The organism is Streptomyces sp. NPDC096046 (assembly GCF_040303285.1).
In the GTDB taxonomy this organism is placed as follows: Bacteria; Actinomycetota; Actinomycetes; order Streptomycetales; family Streptomycetaceae; genus Streptomyces.
Genome location: NZ_JBEOSZ010000025.1, coordinates 63,169 through 87,500, shown reverse-complemented (window position 1 = coordinate 87,500; position 24,332 = coordinate 63,169). Strand labels below are relative to the sequence as shown.

Below are 24,332 nucleotides of genomic sequence, written 5' to 3'. Positions count from 1 at the left end.
GCCGACGGGCATCCGGCCGTAGGGAGGGGCTCTCCGGACGGGCCTCGCGCGGCTTGGAAAGCGTCGCTGACGGAAGTCCCGCGCATCTGCGAGGCATGCTGGCGACCGGGGGTCCCGCGCGGGTGGTCGGCACGTCCCTGCCGACGGGCACCCGTCGGCAGGGAGGGGCGCCGCCGACGGGCATCCGGCCGTAGGGAGGGGCTCTCCGGACGGGCCTCGCGCGGCTTGGAAAGCGTCGCTGACGGAAGTCCCGCGCATCTGCGAGGCACGCTGCCGACCGGGGCCCCGCGCGGGTGGTCGGCACGCGCCGTCGCCGGGTACTGAGCCGCAGCGAGGAGCGCCGCCGACGGGCACCGGGCCGGGGCGAGGATCGCCGCCGAGAGGGGCGCCGCGCGCAGGGGGAGCGTCGCTGACGGAAGTGCCTGCGCACCTGCGAGGATCGCCGCCGACGGGCAACCCGGCCGGGGCGAGGAGCGTCGCTGATGGAAGCCCCGCGAGGCCCCGCCAAGCCCCGCGCATCTGCGCGGGGAGCGCCGCCGGCGGCCGGGGCCCGGCGTCAGTAGTGGGCCTACGGCCGACCGTGGGCCCACGGCCGACCGTGGCCTACGGCTTCGGCTCCACGGCCACACCCATCACCTCGCGCGCATGCCGGTTCGGCACCATGCCGAGACGCCAGGCCTGCCAGCCCGCCTCCAGGGTGATCCCGCGCTCCAGCAGCAGCTGGTACGCGTCGAGGCAGTCGTCCAGCTTCTGGTCGCGCAGAGGGTGGCCGGCGCGGGACAACTGCGCCAGTTCCTCCTGGGCGACCGCCGTGCCGATCTCCGTGCCGCCCGGGGCGGCGTAGGGGAGCAGGGTGCAGCGCAGGAAGCGGGCCCAGTCCTCGCCCCGGCGGTCGCCGTACGACGCGAACAGCTCCACCGCCTCGTCGCACAGGCCGAGAGCCTGCTGCGTGCGGGCGTTGCCCGCGTCCACGACCGCCAGCTCCAGGCACGTCCACGCCTCGCCATGGGCGACACCGATGCGCCGGAAGTCCGCCCGCGCGTCGACCAGCAGTTGCCGCGCGAACCCCGAGTTCCGCAGGGAACCCGTCTGGGCCGCTCGCTGGTCGCGGGTGACACGGGCCGAGTGGTGCCGGGCACAGGCCAGGCCGTACACATCGCGCATCCGCGAGAACATCGTGCGGGCGCGTTCCAGCTCGCGGACCGCCTGGTCGAGGCCGCCCGTCTCCTCCAGGGCCTGGCCCAGGTAGTACAGCGTCCAGGCCTCGCCGCGCGCGTCCTCGTTGTCGCGGTGCCGCGCGGCGGCCCCGCGCAGCTCCTCCACCGCCTGCGACGCGTCCCCGGCGACCAGCAGCGCCCTGGCCAGCTGCGTCAGAGCCCAGGCCTCACCACGTGCGTCACGGGTCCGGCCGTACAGCTCCAGAGCCGCCCGCAGCTCCGACTCGGCACGCGGGACGTCCCCCATGCGCAGACCCAGCTGACCGAGCTGGAAGTGCGCCCACGCCTGGCCGTGCACGGACTCGCCCCGGCGATGCAGGACCAGCGACTCGGTCAGCAGCTCCAGCGCCTCCGCCAACCGGGACCGGTCCCGCTCCACCGCCGCGAGCGCGTGCATCGTCCACGCCCGGTCCACGGCCAGCGCGGGCGAGGCCTGAAGCGCGAGGGCCTCACGCAGTTTCTCCGACGCCTCGGTCAGGTTGCCCTGATGGTGCAGGGTGATGCCGAGGGAGCACAGGGCGCGGGCCGCACCGGCGTCGTGATGGGCCTCCCGGTAGAGGTCCACGACCGACGTGAGCGTTGTGCGGGCCTTGTCCAGCTCGCCCAGCTGCCGCGCCGCGATGCCCGTACGCCACTGCACCGAGCGGACCAGCAGACCCTCGTCCACCGCCTGGGCCAGTTCACTGATTTCGCCCAGGCGGTAGAGGTCTCCCCGCAGCAGGCAGTAGTCGCACAGGGCGCCCAGCAGGTTCAGCACCGCCGCCTGGTCCACGCCCTCGGCATGCCGCAGCGCCGCCGTGATGAAGCTCGACTCGTCGTCCAGCCAGCGCAGCGCCTCGTCGAGGGACGTGAAACCGTACGGGCTGAAGCGGTTGGTGCGGGTCGACATGTTGCCGTCGACCATCCGCAGCACCGAGTCGGCCAGCTCGGCGTAGTTCACGATCAGCCGCTCCTGCGCCGCCGTGCGCTCGGCCGGCTCCTCCTCGTCGAGAAGGCGGGCCTGGGCGAAGGAACGCACCAGGTCGTGCAGCCGGTAGCGATCGCCCCGGACGTGGTCGATCAGACCGGCGCCGGTCAGGGCCTGCAAGTGGCGCTTCGCCTCCGCCTCGTCGGTCGCCAGCAGCGCTGCGGCAGCGGCGGCGCCCAGCGAGGCCCGCCCGGCCAGGGCCAGCCGGCGCAGCAGCCGCCGTACCGTCTCCGGCTGGTCCGTGTAGCGCAGCCACAGGGCACGCTCCACCGGCTCCACCGGGCCGTAGGCGGCCAGGTCCGCGGCCAGCGCGCGCGGGGAACGCGGACCCAGGCACGAACCGGCGGCGCGCAGCGCCAGCGGCAGCCCGCCGCACAGCTCCCGGACCCGGTCCGCGGACTCGGCGTCGTACGGTCCGGAACGGTCCTGGGCCACCGCCCCCAGCAATTCCTCCGCACCGGCGGCGTCCAGCGGCGCCACCGCCAGCTGATGCACCCGCGCCGGCAGCCCCGCCGGCTCCAGCGGGCCCCGCGCGGTCACCAGCACCAGACTGTCGGACCGCTCCGGAACCAGGGCGCGGATCTGCTCGGCGTCCGCGGCGTCGTCGAGGACGACCGTCACCGGCAGGCCCGTCAGATGCTGGTGGTACAGCTCGCTCAGCCGCTTGACCTGCTGGTCGGGGGAGGAGCGCTCACGGAACAGCAGCTGCTCACGGGGCGCGCCGAGCCGGTTCAGCAGATGCAGCAGGGCGTCGCGGGTGGACAGCGGGGACTCGCCCGGGCCGTCCGCGCGGAGGTCGACGACGCAGGCACCGCGGAAGTAGTCCTTCAGATCGTGCGTGGCGTGCACCGCGAGCGTCGTGCGGCCGCTGCCGGGCCGGCCGTGCAGGACGACGACCGTCGGCCGCGTCTCCGTGCTCGCCCGGGCCGCCTGCACCCACTGCCGGATCTGCGCCAGCTCGTGCCGTCGCCCCGCGAACGGCTCGGCCGGTTCCGGGAGTTGCCCGAAGGACTGCTCCAGCACGTTGCGTCCGCGCGCCGCCGCGCTCTTGTCCGCGCCCCGCAGCCGTGGCCCCGTCTTCTTCGGCCCGGTCGAGGCCGCGAGCACCCGCTGCTGGTCCAGGAACGGGCGGATGCCCCGCACCTCCAGCGCGGTCAGCCACTGCAGCCGCAACTGCTCGGGCCCGCCCGGCTGGCTCGCGGCCCCGGCGCGACGGCTCGCGGCCGGCAGATGCGATCCGACCACCTTCACCACCGTCGCCGCCGCCCCCGCGACACCCACCGTCGCACCCGCCCCGAGAGCGGTCCCGGTCCCCGTGCCCAGGGCCATGTCGGCGGCCACGGCCGCGACCGCCGCCACCCCGGCCACCAGCAGCGCCGTCCCGGCGCCCTCCCGGGCGTAGCGCTGCCCGAAGGTGAGCTGACCGGCCGCCGCCTCGTCCAGGGCGCGCGTGTACGCCTCGTACTCCTCGGACGCGCTCCGCGCCATCACGTCGAGCGCCCCGCGTGCCCGCGCGAGCAGCACCTTCCCGTCGCTGCGCCCGCCCGAGCGGCGCACCTCCTCCTCGACGGCCCGCGCCAACAGCCGCTCGGCCTCCACCCGATGACCGTCCCGCATGTCACGTCCCCCTCCGGCCACAACTTCTGTGCTGAGAAGTGTCCTTGGTGGGAGGCGTGAGCGCGAGGGGGCGACGATCAACGTGTGCGGTCCGGTGACTCGGCTCCGGGGGTCCGTGCGCTGCTGTGTGCGAGTGCCGGGCCGGCTGTCGGAAGGGGTGTCAAGGCGACCACGCCCCTGATCACTCCCGAGTCGAGCCCGTCCGGCGTGGCCCGGCTCCCGTGACAACGGCAAAGGGCGGCGGCGGGCGGGGAACGGGTTCCGCTGCCGGGCGGTCGTCGTGAGGCAGGATGGAAGCATGCCGAACCGACTGGCTCATGAGACGTCCCCGTACCTGCTCCAGCACGCCGACAACCCCGTCGACTGGTGGCCCTGGTCGGAAGGGGCCTTCGAAGAGGCGCGTCGGCGGGGTGTCCCGGTGCACCTGAGTGTCGGCTACTCCAGTTGCCACTGGTGCCACGTCCTGGCGAAGGAGAGTTTCCAGGACGAGGAGACGGCCGCCGTGATGAACGAGCACTTCGTCAACATCAAGGTCGACCGCGAAGAGCGCCCCGACGTGGACGCCGTGTACATGGAGGCCGTACAGGCGGCGACCGGGCAGGGTGGCTGGCCCATGACCGTCTTCCTCACCCCGGACGCCGAGCCGTTCTACTTCGGTACGTACTTCCCGCCCGCCCCCCGGCAGGGCATGCCCTCGTTCCGGCAGGTGCTCCAGGGGGTGCACCAGGCGTGGGACGAGCGGCGGGACGAGGTGACCGAGGTCGCCGGGAAGATCGTCCGGGATCTGGCGGGGCGGGAGATCTCCTACGGCGACGCGCGGACCCCGGGGGAGGAGGAGCTCGCGCAGGCGCTGCTCGGGCTCACCCGGGAGTACGACCCGCAGCGCGGCGGTTTCGGCGGGGCTCCGAAGTTCCCGCCGTCCATGGTGCTGGAGTTCCTGTTGCGTCACCATGCGCGCACCGGTGCGCAGGGGGCCCTGGAGATGACGCGGCACACCTGTGAGCGCATGGCCCGGGGCGGTCTGTACGACCAGCTCGGGGGCGGCTTCGCCCGCTACTCCGTCGACCGCGACTGGGTCGTGCCGCACTTCGAGAAGATGCTGTACGACAACGCCCTGCTGTGCCGGGTGTACGCCCATCTCTGGCGCGCCACCGGCTCGGAGCTCGCGCGCCGGGTCGCGCTGGAGACCGCCGACTTCATGGTGCGCGAACTGCGCACGAGTGAGGGCGGGTTCGCCTCGGCGCTGGACGCCGACAGCGATGACGGCACCGGTAAGCACGTCGAGGGCGCCTACTACGTGTGGACGCCCGAGCAGCTGCGGGAGGTGCTCGGCGAGGAAGACGCCGCACTGGCGGCCGAGCACTTCGGTGTGACCGAGGAGGGCACGTTCGAGGAGGGCGCGTCCGTTCTCCAGCTCCCGGTGCGCGAGGGCGTGTCCGACGCGGAGAAGATCGCCTCGATCTCGCAGCGGCTGCTGGTGAAGCGGGCCGAGCGGCCCGCGCCCGGCCGGGACGACAAGGTGGTGGCCGCCTGGAACGGCCTCGCGATCGCCGCACTGGCCGAGACGGGCGCCTACTTCGACCGGCCCGATCTGGTGGAGGCCGCCGTCGCCGCGGCCGATCTCCTGGTCCGGCTGCATCTGGACGAGCAGGCCCGGCTCACCCGTACCAGCAAGGACGGGCAGGCCGGCGCCAACGCGGGTGTCCTGGAGGACTACGCGGATGTCGCGGAGGGCTTCCTCGCGCTCGCGTCCGTCACGGGCGAGGGCGTGTGGCTGGAGTTCGCCGGGTTCCTCCTCGATCACGTCCTGGCGCGTTTCACGGACACCGAGTCGGGTTCGCTGTACGACACCGCGGCCGACGCCGAGCGGCTGATCCGCCGTCCGCAGGATCCGACCGACAACGCCGCTCCGTCGGGGTGGACGGCGGCCGCGGGCGCCCTGCTGAGCTACGCCGCGCACACCGGGTCCGAGCCGCACCGCGCCGCCGCGCACAGGGCGCTCGGGGTCGTCAAGGCGCTCGGGCCGCGGGTGCCGCGCTTCATCGGCTGGGGGCTCGCCGTGGCGGAGGCCGTGCTGGACGGGCCGCGGGAAGTCGCGGTCGTGGGGCCGTCACTCGACGACGAGGGCACAAGGTCCCTGCACCGGACGGCACTTCTGGGGACCGCGCCGGGTGCCGTCGTCGCCGTCGGCGTGCCGGAGAGCGAGGAGTTCCCGCTGCTCAGCGACCGTCCGCTGGTCGGAGGTGAACCGGCGGCCTACGTCTGCCGTAACTTCACATGTGACGCGCCGGCAACGGAGGTTGAACGGTTGCGTGCGGTGCTGAGCGACTGAAGTCGGGAATCAACGGAAACACGCTCTTTATCTGAACAGCCCTCAGGCTTCACAGTTCCCCCCTAATCTCTGCACGGTGGCGTGACGGGAGGGGCCGCACCGGCACACCGTCACGACACGGGGGTTCTGGGATCTGGGGGGATCTTTTTGCTGACGTCTGTCTTCATCGCCGCGGTTTCACTTGCTCTGTTCTGGATGGCGGCGTTCACGCTGTGGTGGCAGATGCACGCCTGGCGCACGCCGGAAGTGCTCGCCTCCACCCGGTTCAGCAGCCCGGACGGGGACGAGCACGTCTCCTTCTCGCTGTTACTGCCCGCGCGGCACGAACAGGCCGTGCTGGACCACACGATCCGGCGGCTGCTGGAGTCGAGCCACACCGGCTTCGAGATCATCGTGATCGTCGGGCACGACGACCCGGAGACCACCGCCGTGGCCGAGCAGGCCGCCGCGCGTGACGCACGGGTCCGGGTGGTCGTCGACACGCACGAGAAGAAGAACAAGCCGAAGGCCATGAACACGGCGCTGCCGCACTGCCGCGGCGACGTCGTCGGGGTCTTCGACGCGGAGGACCAGGTCCATCCCGAGCTCCTCGCTCACGTCGACCACGCCTTCCGCACCACCGGCGCGGACGTCGTGCAGGGCGGGGTGCAGCTGATCAACTTCCACTCCAGCTGGTACAGCCTGCGCAACTGCCTGGAGTACTTCTTCTGGTTCCGCTCGCGGCTCCACCTGCACGCGCAGAAAGGTTTCATTCCGCTCGGCGGCAACACCGTCTTCGTCCGCACGGACGTCCTGCGGGAAGCCGGCGGCTGGGACCCGAACTGCCTCGCCGAGGACTGCGACCTGGGTGTACGCCTGTCCAGCGTCGGCAAGAAGGTGGTCGTCGCCTACGACTCCGACATGGTGACCCGGGAGGAGACGCCGGGCTCGCTGATGTCCCTGCTGAAGCAGCGCACTCGCTGGAACCAGGGATTTCTTCAGGTGTACCGGAAGAAGGACTGGAAGCAACTGCCCACCCTGGGGCAGCGGCTGCTCGCCCGCTACACCCTGATGACGCCGTTCATGCAGGCCTTCACCGGTCTGATCATCCCGTTGAACGTGGCGATCGCGCTGTTCCTCGACGTGCCCGTCGGCATCGCCTTCATCACCTTCCTGCCGGCCGTCACCGCCCTGGTCACCTTCGTCTTCGAGGTCGTCGGACTGCACGACTTCGGCAAGCAGTACGGGCTGCGTGTCCGCCTCGCGCACTTCCTGAAGCTGATCCTCGGCGGCCCCTTCTACCAGGTCCTGCTCGCCGGAGCGGCCGTGCGGGCCGTCTGGCGTGAGCAGCGCGGCCGCAACGACTGGGAGCTGACCAGCCATGTCGGAGCCCACCTCGACGAGACGGCCGTGAGCCGGCAGGACGTGACCCGAGAGGACGTTCCCGCGTGACCTCCACCCTTCCCGCGGTGACCGCCGCCAAGGTCCCCGCGCAGCGCCGGCCCGCGCCCCGGACCGGTGCGCACCGCAGACCGGAGCCGCCGAGCCGGCTGCGCTCCTCCCGCTCCGACCTGATCCTCTGCGGCCTCCTCCTCGCGGCGATCCTCGTCGTGCAGGGCTGGAACATCGCCGACTACCCGGCCCTCAGTGACGACGAGGGCACCTATCTCGCCCAGGCCTGGTCGGTCCAGCAGGGCAACGGCCTGGCCCACTACACCTACTGGTACGACCATCCGCCGCTCGGCTGGATCCAGATCGCCGTGCTGACCTGGATCCCCGCGCTGATCAGCCCCGAGTCGATGACCGTGGGCACCATGCGCGCCGCGATGCTGGTGATCAGCGGCATCAGCGCGGTCCTCGTCTACGTGCTGGGCCGGCGCCTCGCGCTGCCCCGCTGGGCGGCGGCGCTCGGCATGGTGTTCTTCGGGCTCTCGCCGCTGTCGGTCGTGCTCCAGCGGGAGATCTTCCTCGACAACCTCGCGGTGATGTGGACGCTGCTGGCCTTCACGCTGGCCGCCTCCCCGAGCCGCCACCTCTGGCACCACTTCGGTGCGGGCGTCGCGGCCGCCACGGCCGTGCTCACCAAGGAGACGATGCTCGTCGTCCTGCCCGCGCTGTTCCTCACCATGTGGCGCCACAGCCACCGGGACACCCGCAAGTTCGCCCTCACCGGAGCCGTCACGGCCTGCGTTCTGATCGGCTTCTCCTACCCCCTGTTCGCCCTGCTCAAGGGCGAGTTACTACCGGGCAGCGGGCACGTGTCCCTCTGGGACGGCGTCAAGTACCAGATGACCCGCCCCGGTTCGGGCTTCATCCTGGACCAGGGCTCCGGCTCCTGGGGCGTGCTCCAGTCGTGGCTGTACTACGACAAGATCCTGCCCCTCGGCGGCCTCGCGGGCGCCCTGCTCCTGCTCGTCACCTGGCGCTGGTCGGTCACCGCCCGCGCCCTGGCCGGACCCGCCCTGGCCGTTGCGATCCTCGCCGCTCTGGCCCTGCGCCCCAACGGCTACCTGCCCGCGATGTACGTCATCCAGGCCCTGCCGTTCCTCGCGCTCGTCCTCGCCGGAGGAACCGCCTCGGTCGCCCACGCGGTGCTGAGCCGCTGGCGCTCCGAGGCGGAGAAACGGTACGTCAGCGTGGTCCGGTACGCGCTCGCCGCCGTCCTCGCCCTGGCCGCCGGTGCCCACGTCGTCCCGCACTGGTACGACGGGGCCCGCATCGCCGTCACCACCGACGCCAACGCCCCCTACAAGGCCGCCTCCAAGTGGCTGGCCACCGAGGTCGAGGACCCGGAACGCACCCGCGTGCTGGTCGACGACGCGCTCTGGCTGGACCTGGTGCACCAGGGCTACCGGCCCGGCCTCGGCGTCATCTGGTTCTACAAGGCCGACCTCGACCCGGCGGTGACGAAGACGATGCCGCGCGGCTGGAAGGACCTCGACTACGTCGTCGCCTCGCCGACCGTGCGGCGTGACGCGGCCGACCTGCCCAACGTCAAGGCCGCCATGGAGCACTCGCACCCGGTCGCCACCTTCGGCACCGGCGAGGACCGCATCGAGATCCGCCAGATCCAGACGTCCGCCGGAGGCGCGCGATGAGCCAGGAGTCCACCGTCCCCGGCGAGGTCGTCGAGACCGCCGAGATCCCCGAACCGGGCGCCGTCACCATCGTCGTACCGACGTTCAACGAGTCGGCGAACGTCCGGCAGTTGCTGCGCCGGATCACCGAGGCCGTCCCGGCCCGGCTGCCCTGCGAGGTCGTCTTCGTGGACGACTCCACCGACGACACGCCCGAGGTCATCGAGAAGGCGGCTCAGGACTGCCCGTTCCCCGTGACCGTGCTGCACCGCGAGGAGCCGGTGGGCGGGCTCGGCGGCGCCGTCGTCGAGGGGCTGAAGGCGGCCACGTCCGACTGGATCGTCGTCATGGACGGCGACTGCCAGCACCCGCCGTCCCTCGTGCCCGACCTGGTCGCCACCGGCGAGCGGGCGAACGCCGGGCTGGTCGTCGCCTCCCGGTACATCGAGGGCGGCAGCCGCGCCGGACTGGCGGGCAGCTACCGCGTGTTCGTCTCGCGTGGGGCGACCTGGCTGACCAAGGCGCTGTTCCCGCGCCGGCTGCACGGCATCAGCGACCCGATGAGCGGTTTCTTCGCGATCCGCCGCGGCGCGGTCACCGCCGAGGTCCTCCAGCCGCTCGGCTACAAGATCCTCCTCGAACTCGCCGTCCGCAGCCGTCCCCGCACGGTCACCGAGGTGCCCTTCGTCTTCCAGGACCGGTTCGCCGGGCAGTCCAAGTCCACCGCGCAGGAGGGCTTCCGGTTCCTGCGCCATCTGGCCGGGCTGCGTGCCGCCTCGCCGGTCGCGCGCATGATCGGCTTCGGCCTGATCGGGCTCACCGGCTTCGTGCCGAACCTGGCCGGCCTGTGGGCGCTGACCGCCGCCGGCATGCACTACGTACCGGCGGAGATCCTCGCCAACCAGCTCGGCGTCGCCTGGAACTTCTGGCTCATCGAGCACCTGCTGTTCCGCGAGCGGCGCCGGCACCGCCGCTGGTGTGACCGGGCCGGGCGGTTCGCGCTGCTCGCCAACGCCGACCTGGTGCTGCGCATCCCGCTGATCGCGCTGTTCGTGCACCAGTTCCACCTGGGCGTGCTGTCGGCCACCGCGCTCGCGCTGGTGACGACGTTCGTCCTGCGCTTCGCGGCCACCGAAGCGCTGGTCTACCTGCCGCGCCGGACCGGTGAGAAGCCCGTGCGCGACGGCCGCACCGCGAGGAGAGCCATGTGAACAAGTACCGGAGAAGAACCGCACTCGCAGGCGTGGGCGCGCTCACGGCCGGTCTCCTGATGACCACGCCCCAGCCCGCGTCCGCCGCCAACCTCATCAAGAACCCGGGCTTCGAGACCGCCGGCACCGACGACATGCCGTACTGCTGGAAGAAGTCCGGCTGGGGCGACAACGACTTCACCTTCACCACCACGGCCGACGCGCACGCCGGCGCCAAGGCCATGAAGGTCGAGCTGACCCGCCGCACCGACGGCGACCGCAAGGCCCTGATCACCGAGTCCGCCGAGTGCGCGCCGGTGGTGACGCCGGGCAAGCAGTACGACCTCGGCCTCTGGTACAAGACGACCACACCCGACGCGGCGATCACCCTGTTCCGGCACGACACCACGGCCGGCTGGCAGTACTGGACCGACCTCAAGACCCTGGACCTGGCCGGGGACTGGACCGAGGCCACCGTCCGCACCCCCGAGGTCCCGGCCGGCACCGACCGCATCTCCTGGGGCGTCTCCGTCTACGGCACGGGCTCCGCGACCACCGACGACCACACGATGGACCAGGTGCCCGACCCGGTCCTGCCCCCGGAGTGCACCGGCACCGCCGAGCAGTGCGCGAACGGCAAGTGGGACGTGCTGCCCACGCAGAACCCGGTCCGCTCGATGCACTCGGTCGTCCTGCACAACGGCAAGGTGCTGCTGATCGCGGGCTCCGGCAACGACGAGTCGATGTTCGAGGCCGGCACCTTCACCTCGGCGGTGTACGACCCGGCGAACGGCTCGTACAAGGTCATCCCCACGCCCAAGGACATGTTCTGCGCCGGGCACGTCCAGCTCCAGGACGGCCGGGTGCTGGTCATGAGCGGCAACAAGGGCTACCCGACGGCGGACGGCCGCGTCGGCTACCAGGGTTACAAGGACTCGTACGTCTTCGACCCGGAGACCGAGACCTACTCCAGGACCAACGACATGAACGACGGCCACTGGTACCCGTCGGCGACGATCCTCGGCAACGGTGACGTCATCTCCTTCGGCGGCCTGAAGGAGGACTCCACCGGCTCGGTCACCGCCGAGCTGTTCTCCGAGGCCGAGCAGCAGTGGCAGCCGCTGTGGAAGGTCAACCAGACCTGGTCCTACTGGGGTCTGTACCCGTCGATGATCCTGATGCAGGACGGCCGCCTCTTCTACTCGGGCAGCCACGTCTTCGGCAACAACATCCCCGGCACCGGCTCGGCGATCTACGACTACGGCGCCAACACCATCACGCAGGTACCGGGCCTGCGGAACAAGGACGAGCGCGACCAGTCGGCGAGCGTGCTGCTGCCCCCGGCGCAGGACCAGAAGGTCCTCACCCTCGGCGGCGGCAACATCGACTCCAACCCGGAGGCGAACCGCCTGACCGACATCATCGACCTCAAGCAGCCGAACCCGTCGTACGTGGCCGGGCCGCCCATCCCGCAGGGCACGGTCGACCTCGGCGACGGCCCCGTCCCGCAGACCGGGAACCAGGGCAAGATGTACGTCTCGGCGGTGCTCCTGCCCGACGGCAAGGTGCTGGAGACGGGCGGCGCCCTGCACAACCGCGCCAATTCGGTGTACGAGACGTCGCTCTTCGATCCGGAGTCCGAGACCTTCGACCCGGTGGCCGTCGACCCCGAGGCACGCGGCTACCACTCCTCGGCGTTCCTGCTCCCCGACGGCCGGGTGATGACCACCGGCGACAACCCGGGCAACGGCTCCTGGAACCACGACGTGTCGGTCTACAGCCCGCCCTACCTGTTCAAGGGCCCGCGCCCGCGGATCACTTCCGTCATCGACACCGAGTGGAACTACGGCGACACCCAGCGGATCACCGTCGACCGGCCCATCGCCAAGGCCGAGCTGATCCGCCCGGCCGCCGTCACGCACTCCTCGGACCCGAACCAGCGGTTCGTGGACCTGCCGCTGTCCGTCGACGGCGACAACGTCGACCTGAACGTGACGAGCAACCCCGACCTGGCCCCGCCCGGCTGGTACATGCTCTTCGCGGTCGACGCGAACGGGGTGCCGTCGGTGGCGAAGTGGGTGCATCTCCAGGGCCCGCAGGCGCTCAAGGCGACGGACGCCTCGGCCCATGTCCACGACTTCGCGGACGCGCCGGAGGGGAAGGTCGTCAAGCCCGGCAAGAAGCGCACCGCGCAGAAGGTCAGCCCGACGATCTCCGGCTGTGACCGGCACTACGGCTCGATCAACGTCTGCGTGCCGACCGACTTCCCCGCGGAGGTCAAGAAGACGACGGCGGCACGCTGCAAGTGGCTCAAGGCGAACGACTACGGCCGCCTGAAGATCAACGGCAAGGACGACCCGCTGGGCCTGGACCGCGACCGGGACGGGACCGCCTGCGGCAAGGGCGACGTGAAACGCCCTCAGGGGTAACTGCGCGACTCCGCCAGGGCGCGCTCCACGATGGCCTCCAGCTGCTCGTGGTGCGCGCCCTTCCAGTACGCCCGGCCGCACGCCGTGCACTGCGCGAACACGTCGTACGTGGCATGCGTGCCGTGCTTGAGCTGGTCGGCGACCTCGTCCTTGGTCGCCTTGCGGAGCACGCCGTTGCAGGCCGTGCAGCGCGTCCAGGGGAGCAGCACGGGGCGGAAGCGGTCCAGGATGTCGCGCAGTTGCTCCTCGGGCCGGGTGCTGTAGACGAACGCCCCCGCCCACAGCTCCCGGCGCCGCAGCAGACCCCGGTCGCGGCTCAGCATCACCCGCTGCTCGGCCGCCGAACGCGCCGCGAGGGCCGGGTCGCCGATGTCGGTCGACTCGTAGGCGGTGTCCACGCCGAGCAGGCGCAGCCGGCGGGCCAGCGTGCCGAGGTGCACGTCGAGGAGGAAGCGCAGGGGTGCGCCCGTGACCCGCTGGGGGCGTGCGACGGCCCGTACGGTCACCGCCTCGCCGGTCGACGGGACGTGCGCGAAGGGCACCTCGCGGCCGTCCACGACCAGGGCGCCCACCTCGGTCAGCGGCACGCCCAGCGACTCGACGACATGGCCGAGGCTGGAGACGCCGTCGGTGCCTGCCCGCACGGTGTTCGTGCCCCGGGCCCGGGGCACGAACACCGTCAGCTCGGGGGCGAAATGGACCTGGATCTCGGGACCGTTCACCCGGTCAGGATGCCATGGCCCGGGGCGCCGGCCTCAGGTCTTTCCGCTCGGCAGGCCGTGCTCCAGGACGTCCAGGGCGCGGTCGGCGAGATCCCGGACGTCGTCTTGACAACGATGTCCTCTCTGGTGGGGAAGTACCGGAAGACCGTCGACAGGCGACACCTCGGCGCGGTCGGCGATCTGCTCGATCGTCGTGGCGTCGTAGCCCCGCTCCTCGATCAGCGTGTAGGCCGCGGTGCGGATCGCCCGGCGGGTCTTGATCTTGTTCCGTTCCCGCAGCCCCGGGCGGGGGCGGCCGGAGGGGGTGGGGGTGGAGCCGTCACGCGGGTCATGGCCGGGCACGCCAAAGGCCACGGCTCGCGAGCCGTGGCCGGGAGGGGAGCGGGTGGGGGGCCTACCCGTGCTGGTACGCCACCAGCGAGATCCCCACGTAGTGGGCGACGAAGGCCGCCAGGGTGAGCGAGTGGAACACCTCGTGGAAGCCGAACCAGCGCGGCGAGGGGTTCGGACGCTTAATCCCGTAGACCACGCCGCCCGCGCTGTAGAGCAGGCCGCCGACGACGACCAGGACGAGGACGGCGACACCGCCGGTGCGCATGAAGTCGGGCAGGTAGAAGACGGCCGCCCAGCCCATCGCGATGTAGCACGGGGTGTAGAGCCAGCGCGGGGCGCCGACCCAGAAGACGCGGAAGAGGATCCCGGCCACGGCCGCGCCCCAGATGCCCCACAGCAGCCACCGGCCCTTGGAGTCCGGCAGGAGCAGCATGGTCAGCGGTGTGTAGGTGCCCGCGATGATCAGGAAGATGTTGGCGTGGTCCAGCCGGCGCAGGACACCGTCCATGCGCGGGCTCCAGTCGCCCCGGTGGTACAGCGCGCTCACACCGAACAGCAGGCATGCGGTCAGAGCGAAGACACCGCAGGCGATGCGCCCTCTGGAGGAGTCGGCGAGGGCGGTCAGCACCAGGCCCGCGACCAGAACGGCCGGGAACATGCCGAGGTGCAGCCAGCCCCGCAGTTTCGGCTTCACCGGGTGAGGCAGGGAGAGCGCCTGTGGACCGTGGCCGTCGGCCGCCGAGTCCGAGGGCGCGTCGGGGACGAACGCAGTCATGGCCGAATGGTAGCTACGGAACCGTAAGTGACGTATCAGCGGCTGCGCCTGACCGGTGAAGAGTGGCCATCCTCTCACTTTGGCCCGGTGACGGTTACGCAAACGGTCGGTCAGGTGAACGCAACGTGCACGTAAAGCGGCGCGAGAAACCGTGGCGAGCCTCACGTTGCTCACCTGTGCGCTCCTCTGGACAGATGGGCGCGAGCGTCGGATGATCAAATGAGTGCGGTCGGCACCGGATGAGCGCCCAAGATCCTCCGTGAAGCATCCGGGTCGCAGCCCCCACGGGGCCTGACATCACAAAAATCCCTCATTTAGGAGCAATCGTGGCGCGCGATATCGCGGCTCCCCCCGTCCCCACCACCCATCAGGGGCTGATCTCGTGGGTCAACGAGATCGCTGAACTGACGCAGCCGGACAACGTGGTCTGGTGTGACGGATCCGAGGCCGAGTACGAGCGACTGTGCGAAGAGCTCGTGGAGAAGGGCACCTTCCGGAAACTCGACCCGATCAAGCGCCCCCACTCCTACTACGCGGCCTCTGATCCCACCGACGTCGCCCGCGTGGAGGACCGGACCTTCATCTGCTCCGAGAAGGAAACGGACGCCGGACCGACCAACCACTGGAAGGCCCCTGCCGAGATGCGGGAGATCTTCCAGGGCTCCGAGGGGCAGGGCGGTCTGTTCCGCGGCTCGATGCGCGGCCGGACCATGTACGTCGTACCCTTCTGCATGGGCCCCCTCGGCTCGCCGCTGTCCGCGCTCGGCGTGGAGATCACCGACTCGGCGTACGTCGCCGTCTCCATGCGCACGATGACGCGCATGGGCCAGGCGGTCCTGGACGAGCTCGGCTCCGACGGCTTCTTCGTCAAGGCCGTCCACACCCTGGGCGCCCCGCTGGAGCCCGGCCAGGCGGACGTCCCCTGGCCCTGCAACCAGACCAAGTACATCTCGCACTTCCCCGAGGACCGCGAGATCTGGTCCTACGGCTCCGGCTACGGCGGCAACGCCCTGCTCGGCAAGAAGTGCTACGCCCTGCGCATCGCCTCCGTCATGGCCCGTGACGAGGGCTGGCTCGCCGAGCACATGCTCGTGCTGAAGCTGACCCCGCCGCGCGGTGAGGTCAAGTACGTCGCCGCCGCCTTCCCGAGCGCCTGCGGCAAGACCAACCTCGCCATGCTGGAGCCGACCATCCCCGGCTGGACGGTCGAGACCATCGGCGACGACATCGCCTGGATGCGCTTCGGCGAGGACGGCCGCCTCTACGCCATCAACCCCGAGGCCGGCTTCTTCGGCGTCGCGCCCGGCACCGGTGAGCACACCAACGCCAACGCGATGAAGACGCTGTGGGGAAACTCGGTCTTCACCAACGTGGCGCTGACGGACGACGGCGACATCTGGTGGGAGGGCATGACGGAGGAGACCCCGGCCCACCTGACGGACTGGAAGGGCAACGACTGGACACCCGAGTCGGGCGTCCCGGCCGCGCACCCCAACGCCCGCTTCACCGTCCCGGCCTCGCAGTGCCCGATCATCGCGCCCGAGTGGGAGGACCCCAAGGGCGTGCCGATCTCGGCGATCCTCTTCGGCGGCCGCCGCGCCACCGCCGTACCGCTGGTGACGGAGTCCTTCGACTGGAACCACGGCGTCTTCCTCGGCGCCAACGTGGCCTCCGAGAAGACCGCCGCCGCCGAGGGCAAGGTCGGCGAACTGCGCCGCGACCCGTTCGCGATGCTGCCGTTCTGCGGCTACAACATGGGCGACTACATGGCCCACTGGATCGACGTGGCCAAGGACAAGGACCAGTCCAAGCTGCCGAAGATCTACTACGTCAACTGGTTCCGCAAGGACGACGAGGGCAAGTTCGTGTGGCCCGGCTTCGGCGAGAACTCCCGTGTCCTGAAGTGGATCGTGGAGCGACTGGAGGGCAAGGCGGAGGGCGTCGAGACCCCGATCGGCGTCCTGCCGACGAAGGACGCCCTCGACACGAACGGCCTGGAACTGGCCGACTCCGACCTGGAGTTCCTCCTCACGGTCGACAAGGAGGTCTGGCGCGAGGAGGCCGCCCTGGTCCCCGAGCACCTCAACACCTTCGGCGACCACACGCCGAAGGAGCTGTGGGACCAGTACCACGCCCTGGTGGAGCGCCTGGGCTGAACCCCACCCCCCGAACTCCGCGGCCGGCTGGAACCGACAGTGCCCTGACCAGCAACATCGTCACGGCCGGCCGCGGAACCGACTGGCGGGACCCCGCACAACGGCGTGCGGGTACCGGGTCTGTCATCGCCTCCCGTCCGCCCCGACGGGGCCGGCGGCGACGGACCCACCCCGCCCGCTTCGGCGCGGCCCGCTCAGCGGGCTCACGAACGTGCCGATGAATGACCGAGCGCTCCGGCCGACCGCCTACGTCGACCGGGGCGCTCGGGCGTTTCCGGAACACGGACGAGCAGCTCGCACCACACGGTTGCGGTCGGCTTCCTGCTCCACGCCCCACCGCACGGCCAGCGCGTCGAACAGCGCCGGCCCGCGGCCCGACTCGGCCTCGGCGCCGACTCCTCCGACCAGGACGGGCAAGGCCCGGGGGCCGGGATCGCTGACTCCCAGCCGGACCCGCCCGCCCTCCTCCTGAGCACGCAGCTCTCTTCGCGAGCGCCCGGGAGGCAGTGGGTGTCAGGTGCGGGCGGAGACAGAGGCGAAGGCGGACGGCCGCGCGAGTCACGTCGGCACCGCCGTCACCGGTCCTCACCGCCCTCGGTGCTCCGGCCGCTCCGGTCGTCCCCAGCCGCGCATAGTCGCGGGCGGGCGACAGCCGGGGGGCGACCGGGGAGTCGCATCGCGGGCTCCAGCAGGCGTGACGGCTTCGGGTGCGGGTACCCGGTGGCCCGCACGGAGGGGTTAGTGGCGCCCGGTCCGCGCGTCGCTGCGGGTGCGCGCGGACCGGGGCCGTCAGGGGGAGCCCCGCGGGGCTCAGCGGGAGGCCAGGGGGCGAGGCTCCAGCGCCGCTGTGTGGGCGTCCATCCGCTCGGCGGCCAGGATCGCGGCCGCCGTGTCGGCCCGGGAGGCGGCGACGACCAGTGCGCGGCCCGCCAGGGCGTGGGCCCGCCGGTGCAGGGCGGTGGTGCCCCGCTCGGACCGGCCGCTCATCGGCGCGCGCACCGGGGTGCGCCCTCCGCGCAGCCTGCTCACCTGCTCCGCGAGCCGCTCCGCCGCGGTGTCCAGGTCGGTCGAGGCCTGCGTCGCGCGCAGCTCGTCCGTGACGGCGAGCAGGGCGGCGAGGTGGCCCGCGAGCTGGATGTCCAGCTCTTCCTCACGGGAACGGTGGGGGAAGTCCGGGTTGGGGCCGTCCACCGTGCTGTGGACCGACTTGGCGCGGATCGGTTCGTACATGGGAAGGCCTCCTGAGGTTTTGCAGGAAACCATCCTAGCTTAGATTTCGTCTAAAGTTGAGTTGTTCACAAAACAGGACTGCCCGCGCACATAGGGTGAGCGGGCAGTCCGGTGGGGTGTGTCCTCCGTCGGATCAGGGCTGGCTGTAGCCGTCCAGGAAGTGTCCGATCCGCCCCACGGCGTCGGTCAGGTCCCCGACCGTCGGCAGGGTCACCACCCGGAAGTGGTCCGGCTCCGGCCAGTTGAAGCCCGTGCCCTGCACGACCATGATCTTCTCGCGCCGGAGCAGGTCCAGGACCATGCGGCGGTCGTCCTTGATCTTGAAGACCTTGGGGTCGAGGCGGGGGAAGAGGTACAGCGCGCCCTTGGGCTTCACGCAGGTCACACCGGGGATCTGGGTCAGCAGCTCGTAGGCCGTGTCCCGCTGATCGCGCAGCCGGCCGCCCGGCAGTACCAGGTCGTTGATCGTCTGCCGCCCGCTGAGCGCCGCGACGACTCCGTGCTGTCCGGGCATGTTCGCGCACAGGCGCATGTTCGCCAGGATCGTCAGACCCTCGATGTAGGAGTCGGCGTGGGCGCGCGGCCCGGAGATCGACATCCAGCCGACCCGGTAACCGGCCACCCGGTAGGCCTTCGACATGCCGTTGAAGGTGAGGGTCAGCAGATCGGGGGCGACCTTGGCGGTCGGGGTGTGCGCGGCGTCGTCGTAGAGGATCTTGTCGTAGATCTCGTCGGAGCAGACGAGCAGGTTGTGCCGGCGCGCGATGTCGGTCAGGCCCTTGATCATCGCCTCGTCGTACACGGCCCCCGTCGGATTGTTGGGGTTGATGATGACGAGCGCCTTGGTCCGGTCGGTGACCTTGCGCTCGATGTCGGCGAGGTCCGGCATCCAGTCGGCCTGCTCGTCGCAGCGGTAGTGCACGGCGGTGCCGCCGGACAGGGAGACGGCGGCGGTCCACAGCGGATAGTCGGGCGCGGGCACGAGGACCTCGTCGCCGTCGTCCAGCAGGCCCTGCATCGCCATCACGATCAGCTCGGACACGCCGTTGCCGATGAAGACGTGCTCGACGTCCGTCTCGATGCCGAGGGTCTGGTTGTGCATGACCACGGCCCGGCGGGCCGCGAGCAGTCCCTTGGCGTCGCCGTAGCCGTGCGCCGACGACACGTTGCGGAGGATGTCCTCCAGGATCTCGGGCGGACACTCGAAGCCGAACGCCGCCGGGTTGCCGGTGTTGAGCTTGAGGATCCGGTGACCGGCCGCTTCCAGCCGCATCGCCTCCTCGAGCACCGGGCCCCGGATCTCGTAACAGACGTTGGCGAGCTTGGTCGACTGGATCACCTGCATGTCTGGGAGCTTACGGCCCGGTAACGCGTCCCGGGCCGTGTTTTCCGCCACGTGAGACGCGGGGATTTGCGTCGGTATCGGCGCGCGCTGTCCCACCAGCACCTTCAGTCTCTAGAATGCGCCGCCATGTCCAAGTCATTCGAGTACGCCGACGGAGTGACCGGCAGTGAGCCGCAGGGCGTCCCGAACGTCTACCTGCCGCAGTCCGCCGCGCCTCCGGTCTACGACGCCTACGCCGATCCGGCCGCGGCGCACGGATGGCAGGACGTGTACGACGCGACGGCCGGGGGTGCCGGTGATCCGGGATACGGCGCGGACACCCCGGGCGCGTACCCCGGCGCCACCCCCGGCCGTGCGCACCCCGACGGCACGGGCGGTGCCGTCGGTGCGGACGGCGCCGGTGACACCCGTGAGCTGCCTGCGGTGCCGGCGCGCCCTCGGCCGGTTGCGGGCCACCGTGGCCGGCGCAAGCCGGCTCCGCGGCTCGCGCGCCGGGTGGCGGTCGCCGCCGGTGCCGTGGGGGCCGTGTCGGCGGTCGCTCTGATCGCCGGGTTCACCCTGTCGGGTGGGCCCTCCGGGGGCGCGCGCGGCGGCGAGGGCGGCCGCACGGGTCCGACGGCGGGGGAGACGTCCGCGGCGGAGAGCGCCGGTACCGGCCCGGCGTCGAACCCCGACGTTCCGCTCATCGGCCCGTCGGGCGGTTCTGACGGGTCGTCTGGCGGGGCGTCCGCGAAGGCGTCCGCGCAGGCGTCCGTGTCGCCGTCCGCCGCGGTGGGCCGCACCCCGTCCGCGTCCGGCACGGACAGCGGGTCCCCGGCCACCGGGCCGGCGAGCAGCGCTCCGGCGGACACCGCCCCCACCGCCACGGCCTCGGCGCCCGGCAACTCCGGTGACAGGCCCGGGCGCGGTCGCGGCGGTACGAAGGGGCCCAAGTGACCTTCCGGTAAGGGAGGTTGAGCCGGCGCGGACCGGACATCGGCGTTCCGGTTGTGCAACAGGTTCTTGTGCCGCCCCCTTGTGACGATCACAATGCACATGACAACAGTGCAGGCGGCCGGAAGATTTCCGGTCGCCTCGTCGCAAGAGGGGACCCCCCATGAGAAAACCTCTCGCCGCCGCGTTCTGCGCCCTGGCGATGGCCGGGGCCGGCGCGGCTCCCGCGACCGCCGCCGACGCCGCCCCCACGGGCGTCGGCAAGGCCGCGGACACGGGCTCGGTCACGTCCGCCGTCTCGGGCGTGGTCACGTCCGTGGAGCAGACGCTGTCCGGGCTCACCAACCCGTCGGCCAAGGCCGTGAACTTCGCCGGCACCGTGGCACTCAGCAACTGCTCCGGCTCGGTCGTCCGGATGCCGGACTCCGAGGCCGACGACCCGGCGCTCGTGATGACCAACGGCCACTGCCTGGAGTCCGGCTTCCCCGGCCCCGGTGAGGTCCTCGTCGACAAGGCGTCCAGCCGTACGTTCGGCCTGCTCAACGCCTCCGGCTCGCGCGTCGCCACCCTGCGCGCCGCCAAGCTCGCCTACGGCACGATGACCGACACGGACGTCGCGCTGTACCAGCTCACCACCACGTACGCGCGCATCAAGAGCTCGTACAACATCAACGCGCTGACCCTGAACGACACCCGCCCGGTGGCCGGCACCGCCATCAGCATCCCCTCCGGCTACTGGAAGCGGATCTACAGCTGCTCCGTCGACGGGTTCGCGTACCGCCTGAAGGAGGGCGACTGGACCTGGAAGGACTCGGTCCGTTACACCTCCGCCTGCAACACCATCGGCGGCACGTCCGGCTCACCCGTCGTCGATCAGGCCACCAACAAGGTCGTCGCCGTGAACAACACCGGCAACGAGGACGGTGAGCGCTGCACGGTGAACAACCCGTGCGAGGTCGACGCGAACGGCACCGTGACCGTCCGCGAGGGCATCAACTACGCCCAGCAGACCTACCAGATCCCCGCCTGCTTCGGGATCGACAACAAGCTCGACCTGTACGCGAGCGGCTGCACCCTGCCCAAGCCGTAAGGCAGGGTGCCGGCCGGGCGGTCACGCGGGAGGAGTCCTGCGGACCGCCCGGCCCGCCAGCACGTCCGTGCGCCGGCCGTCCTCGATCACGAACCGGCCGTCGACCAGGACGTGCGGAATGCCCGTCGGGAGCCTGCGGGGCTCCGCGAACGTGGAGCCCGCCGCGACCGTCGCCGGGTCGAAGAGCACCAGGTCGGCCCGGTAGCCCTCGCGGACCAGGCCCCGGTCGGGCAGCCGCAGCCGCGCGGCCGGGCGCGAGGTGAGGTGCGCGACGCACTCCTCCAGCGACAGCACCCCCGACTCCCTGACGTAGTGCCCGAGGTAGTGCGGGAAGGTGCCGTAGGCGCGCGGATGCGGCTTGGCGCCCTGGAGGATGCCGTCCGAGCCGCCGGTGTGCACCCGGTGGCGCATGATCGCCCGGACGTTCTCCTCGTGGCCCACGTGCTGGAGGATCGTCGGGGCCAGCCGGTCCGCCAGCAGCAGGCCGCGTGCGGTCGCCCAGGGCTCCTCGCGCCGCCGGTCGGCCGACTCCCGGACCGTCCGGCCGACGACATCGGCCAGGGCCGGATCGTGCACGCCGGAGATCTCGATGGTGTCCCATTCGATCGGCACGCCGTGGCAGCCGTCGGACCCGGTGACCTCCAGGTGGTGGCGGACGCGTTCCGCGGTCTCCTCGTCCGCCAGCCGCCTGAGGGTCTCCTCCGGGCCGCCCTCGCTCGCCCAGCTCGGCAGCACGGCCGCCAGCGTCGTACAGCCCGGGGTGTACGGGTAGGTGTCGAGGCTGATGTCGGACCCGGCCGCCAGCGCCTCGTCCAGCAGGGTCAGCAGCTCGGGTGCCCGGCCCTTGTTCACGCCGAAGTTCATGGTGGCGTGGGCGAGATGCAGGGAGCAGCCCGCCTCCCGGGTCAGGGCGACCATCTCCGCGTAGGCCTCCAGGGCCCCGGCGCCGTAGGAGCGGTGGTGCGGGCAGTAGTAGCCGCCGTAGGAGGCCACCACCCGGCACAGTTCGGTCAGTTCGGCGTCCCGCGCGTACATGCCGGGCGTGTACGTCAGCCCCGACGACAGGCCTACGGCGCCCTGCTCCAGGCCCTCGGCGACCAGCCGGCGCATCCGGTCCAGTTCTGCGGGGGTGGCCGCGCGGTCCTCCCAGCCGACGGCGAGCGCCCGGACCGTGCCCTGCGGGATCAGGTAGGCCGCGTTCACGGCGATCCCCCGGTCCAGCCGGTCCAGGTACTCACCGACCGTGCGCCAGTCGAAGTCGATGTCGTCGCCCGGTCCGTTCCACCCGGCGATCGCCCGCCGCACCTCGCCGAGCGTGCGGTCGTCGACCGGCGCGTACGACAGGCCGTCCTGGCCGATGACCTCCAGGGTCACGCCCTGCGCGGCCTTGGCGCTGTGGTCGGGGTCGCGCAGCAGCGCCAGGTCGCTGTGCGCGTGCATGTCGACGAAGCCGGGGGAGAGGACCAGGCCTTCGGCGTCCAGCTCCCGGCGCGCCTTCGGCCGCTGACAACCGGCCGCCGCGGCCTCCTTGACGATGGAGACGATCCGGCCGCCGCCGACCACCACATCGGCCCGGTACGCGTCCGCGCCGGAGCCGTCGACGACGTCGGCGTCCCGGATGACGAGCTCTTCCACCGCGCCCGGCCTCCTAGAAGAACGTGCGGACGTAGTCGACGACCGTGCCGTCCGCCTCCGCGACGGGGATCAGCTGCCACTTGTCGAACGAGGTGCACGGGTGGGACAGGCCGAGACCCACCCAGTCGCCGACCTCCAGATCCGCCTCCGGGGTGGTGGCGAGCCAGGCGTGCTGGTCGGACAGGGCCGTCACCGACACGCCGGTGGCCGGGCGCTCGGTGCCGTCCCGGCGGACCACCTGGGCGAAGGGCAGGTCGAGGTCGTGGGCCGCGTCCCGCTTGCCCGCGTTGACGAAGGCCTGCTCGGCCGAGGGCCGCGAGACCACCTGGGTCCACAGGCGGAACGCCGGCTCCAGCGCGCCCTCCTCGGGGACCCGGTTGAACGGGGTCAGCCTGCGATAGTGCCCGTCGTCGTGCGAGACGTAGGCGCCGGAGCGGAGCAGCTTCAGCACGGGGAGCGACAGTGCGGGGATCTCCGCGAAGACCTCGGCGACCGCGTCGAACCAGGCGCTGCCGCCCGCGCTGACCATGATCTCGTCCAGCCCGGTGAACCGCCCCGCCTTGTCGAACTCGGCGGCGAGCGCGACCAGCCGCCGCAGCCACGCCGTCACCCGCCCGGTGTCGGCCTTCGGCACCTCGCCCTCGTAGCCCGCGACACCGACCAGCCGCAGCGTCCGCGTGCCCGCCACCGCGTCCGCGACCGCCGCGCACTCCGCCTCCGTACGCACCCCGGTCCGGGCGCCCTCACCGGCCGCGAGTTCGACGACGACGTCCAGGGGCCGCGTGGCGTCCCGCAGGGCTTCGTCCATCAGCTCGACGCCGCGCACGGAGTCCACGTAGCAGACGCACCGGAAGTCCGGGTCGCCGTCGAGTTCGGCGGCGATCCAGCGCAGGGCCGCCGCGTCGACCACCTCGTTCGCGAGGAACACGCGCCGGGTCCCGAAGGCGCGCGCCACCCGCACCTGGTGCGGCACGGCCAGGGTGATGCCCCACGCCCCGTGCTCGATCTGCCGCTGGAACAGCTGCGGCGCCATGGAGGTCTTGCCGTGCGGCGCGAAGGCCAGGCCGTGCCGGGCCGCATAGGTCTCCATGAGCCTCAGGTTGTGCTCCAGGCGCTCGGCGGACAGCGCGAGCACGGGCGTGGCGAAGCCGCCGGTGAAGAGATTGCGGCGCTGGCCGGCCAGCTCGCCGACCGTCAGGCCGTCGGCGTCCGGCGGGAGGCCCTTGAACCGGTGGTCGACACGCTCTGCGGCGAGCCGGGCGAGGGACTCGGCTGCGGGATCGGCTGGCATGGACTCTCCTGATC

Annotated in this window: 15 protein-coding genes and 1 pseudogene; 8 read left to right on the top strand and 8 right to left on the bottom strand. The window is 71.6% G+C overall.

What is annotated here, in order from left to right; all coding sequences use genetic code 11:
* Positions 1–603: 603 nt before the first annotated feature.
* Entirely contained in the window at positions 604–3,801 is a 3,198-nt protein-coding gene (locus ABTX62_RS22265) for a tetratricopeptide repeat protein (protein ID WP_352117797.1), read from the bottom strand.
* A 298-nt stretch (positions 3,802–4,099) separates the two neighbouring features.
* On the opposite strand from ABTX62_RS22265, the gene ABTX62_RS22260 reads away from it, so the two are divergent.
* The 5 genes from ABTX62_RS22260 (at position 4,100) to ABTX62_RS22240 (ending at position 12,808) form a co-directional block, all read left to right on the top strand.
* Positions 4,100–6,133, top strand: coding sequence for a thioredoxin domain-containing protein (locus ABTX62_RS22260; protein WP_352117796.1), 2,034 nt, complete (start codon positions 4,100–4,102; stop codon positions 6,131–6,133).
* A gap of 147 nt (positions 6,134–6,280) precedes the next feature.
* The gene (locus ABTX62_RS22255; protein WP_352117795.1) at positions 6,281–7,564 is read left to right on the top strand and encodes a glycosyltransferase; all 1,284 of its coding nucleotides are present in this window, start codon (positions 6,281–6,283) and stop codon (positions 7,562–7,564) included.
* Entirely contained in the window at positions 7,561–9,210 is a 1,650-nt protein-coding gene (locus tag ABTX62_RS22250) for an ArnT family glycosyltransferase (RefSeq protein ID WP_352117794.1), read from the top strand. Before ABTX62_RS22255 ends, ABTX62_RS22250 begins: the two co-directional genes overlap by 4 nt.
* Positions 9,207–10,400, top strand: coding sequence for a glycosyltransferase (locus ABTX62_RS22245; RefSeq protein ID WP_352117793.1), 1,194 nt, complete (start codon positions 9,207–9,209; stop codon positions 10,398–10,400). The genes ABTX62_RS22250 and ABTX62_RS22245 overlap by 4 nt, the downstream gene beginning before the upstream one ends.
* Before the next feature lie 59 nt (positions 10,401–10,459).
* Entirely contained in the window at positions 10,460–12,808 is a 2,349-nt protein-coding gene (locus ABTX62_RS22240; RefSeq protein WP_352117819.1) for a galactose oxidase family protein, read from the top strand.
* On the opposite strand, the gene ABTX62_RS22235 is transcribed toward ABTX62_RS22240, so the two are convergent.
* The 3 genes and pseudogenes from ABTX62_RS22235 to trhA form a co-directional block, all read right to left on the bottom strand.
* Positions 12,799–13,530 carry a Mut7-C RNAse domain-containing protein gene (locus ABTX62_RS22235; RefSeq protein ID WP_352117792.1) on the bottom strand — a complete coding sequence of 244 codons (732 nt, stop codon included), beginning with the start codon at positions 13,528–13,530 and terminating at the stop codon, positions 12,799–12,801. The genes ABTX62_RS22240 and ABTX62_RS22235 overlap by 10 nt on opposite strands.
* Before the next feature lie 107 nt (positions 13,531–13,637).
* Positions 13,638–13,872, bottom strand: a pseudogene (locus tag ABTX62_RS22230) (TetR/AcrR family transcriptional regulator); the annotation flags it as partial.
* Between the two features lie 52 nt (positions 13,873–13,924).
* On the bottom strand, positions 13,925–14,638 hold the full coding sequence (trhA, locus tag ABTX62_RS22225) for a PAQR family membrane homeostasis protein TrhA (protein ID WP_352117791.1): 714 nt from the start codon (positions 14,636–14,638) through the stop codon (positions 13,925–13,927).
* A 326-nt stretch (positions 14,639–14,964) separates the two neighbouring features.
* Between trhA and ABTX62_RS22220 the strand changes: the two genes are divergently transcribed.
* The gene (locus tag ABTX62_RS22220; RefSeq protein WP_352117790.1) at positions 14,965–16,794 is read left to right on the top strand and encodes a phosphoenolpyruvate carboxykinase (GTP); all 1,830 of its coding nucleotides are present in this window, start codon (positions 14,965–14,967) and stop codon (positions 16,792–16,794) included.
* Between the two features lie 810 nt (positions 16,795–17,604).
* Here ABTX62_RS22220 and ABTX62_RS22210 read toward each other — a convergent pair.
* Positions 17,605–18,024, bottom strand: a complete 420-nt coding sequence (locus ABTX62_RS22210) for an SCO4983 family protein (protein WP_352117789.1) — start codon at positions 18,022–18,024, stop codon at positions 17,605–17,607.
* 133 nt (positions 18,025–18,157) lie between these two features.
* On the bottom strand, positions 18,158–19,369 hold the full coding sequence (locus tag ABTX62_RS22205; protein ID WP_352117788.1) for a pyridoxal phosphate-dependent aminotransferase: 1,212 nt from the start codon (positions 19,367–19,369) through the stop codon (positions 18,158–18,160).
* A 126-nt stretch (positions 19,370–19,495) separates the two neighbouring features.
* Between ABTX62_RS22205 and ABTX62_RS22200 the strand changes: the two genes are divergently transcribed.
* Positions 19,496–20,305, top strand: coding sequence for a hypothetical protein (locus ABTX62_RS22200; protein ID WP_352117787.1), 810 nt, complete (start codon positions 19,496–19,498; stop codon positions 20,303–20,305).
* 160 nt (positions 20,306–20,465) lie between these two features.
* A complete protein-coding gene (locus tag ABTX62_RS22195; RefSeq protein WP_352117786.1) occupies positions 20,466–21,392 on the top strand; it encodes a S1 family peptidase in 927 nt (308 codons plus the stop codon).
* 21 nt (positions 21,393–21,413) lie between these two features.
* Here ABTX62_RS22195 and ABTX62_RS22190 read toward each other — a convergent pair whose 3' ends face one another.
* Complete coding sequence (locus ABTX62_RS22190; RefSeq protein WP_352117785.1) at positions 21,414–23,027, bottom strand: N-acyl-D-amino-acid deacylase family protein; 1,614 nt, start codon at positions 23,025–23,027, stop codon at positions 21,414–21,416.
* 13 nt (positions 23,028–23,040) lie between these two features.
* Positions 23,041–24,318: an amino acid deaminase gene (locus ABTX62_RS22185; RefSeq protein ID WP_352117784.1), complete on the bottom strand. Its 1,278-nt coding sequence runs from the start codon at positions 24,316–24,318 to the stop codon at positions 23,041–23,043.
* Between the last annotated feature and the right edge of the window lie 14 nt (positions 24,319–24,332).

Coding starts and splice junctions, on each gene's coding strand:
- ABTX62_RS22265 (WP_352117797.1), bottom strand. CDS start 3,801: ATGCGGGACGGTCATCGGGTGGAGGCCGAGCGGCTGTTGGCGCGGGCC.
- ABTX62_RS22260 (WP_352117796.1), top strand. CDS start 4,100: ATGCCGAACCGACTGGCTCATGAGACGTCCCCGTACCTGCTCCAGCAC.
- ABTX62_RS22245 (WP_352117793.1), top strand. CDS start 9,207: ATGAGCCAGGAGTCCACCGTCCCCGGCGAGGTCGTCGAGACCGCCGAG.
- ABTX62_RS22240 (WP_352117819.1), top strand. CDS start 10,460: ATGACCACGCCCCAGCCCGCGTCCGCCGCCAACCTCATCAAGAACCCG.
- trhA (WP_352117791.1), bottom strand. CDS start 14,638: ATGACTGCGTTCGTCCCCGACGCGCCCTCGGACTCGGCGGCCGACGGC.
- ABTX62_RS22210 (WP_352117789.1), bottom strand. CDS start 18,024: ATGTACGAACCGATCCGCGCCAAGTCGGTCCACAGCACGGTGGACGGC.
- ABTX62_RS22205 (WP_352117788.1), bottom strand. CDS start 19,369: ATGCAGGTGATCCAGTCGACCAAGCTCGCCAACGTCTGTTACGAGATC.
- ABTX62_RS22200 (WP_352117787.1), top strand. CDS start 19,496: ATGTCCAAGTCATTCGAGTACGCCGACGGAGTGACCGGCAGTGAGCCG.
- ABTX62_RS22195 (WP_352117786.1), top strand. CDS start 20,466: ATGAGAAAACCTCTCGCCGCCGCGTTCTGCGCCCTGGCGATGGCCGGG.
- ABTX62_RS22185 (WP_352117784.1), bottom strand. CDS start 24,318: ATGCCAGCCGATCCCGCAGCCGAGTCCCTCGCCCGGCTCGCCGCAGAG.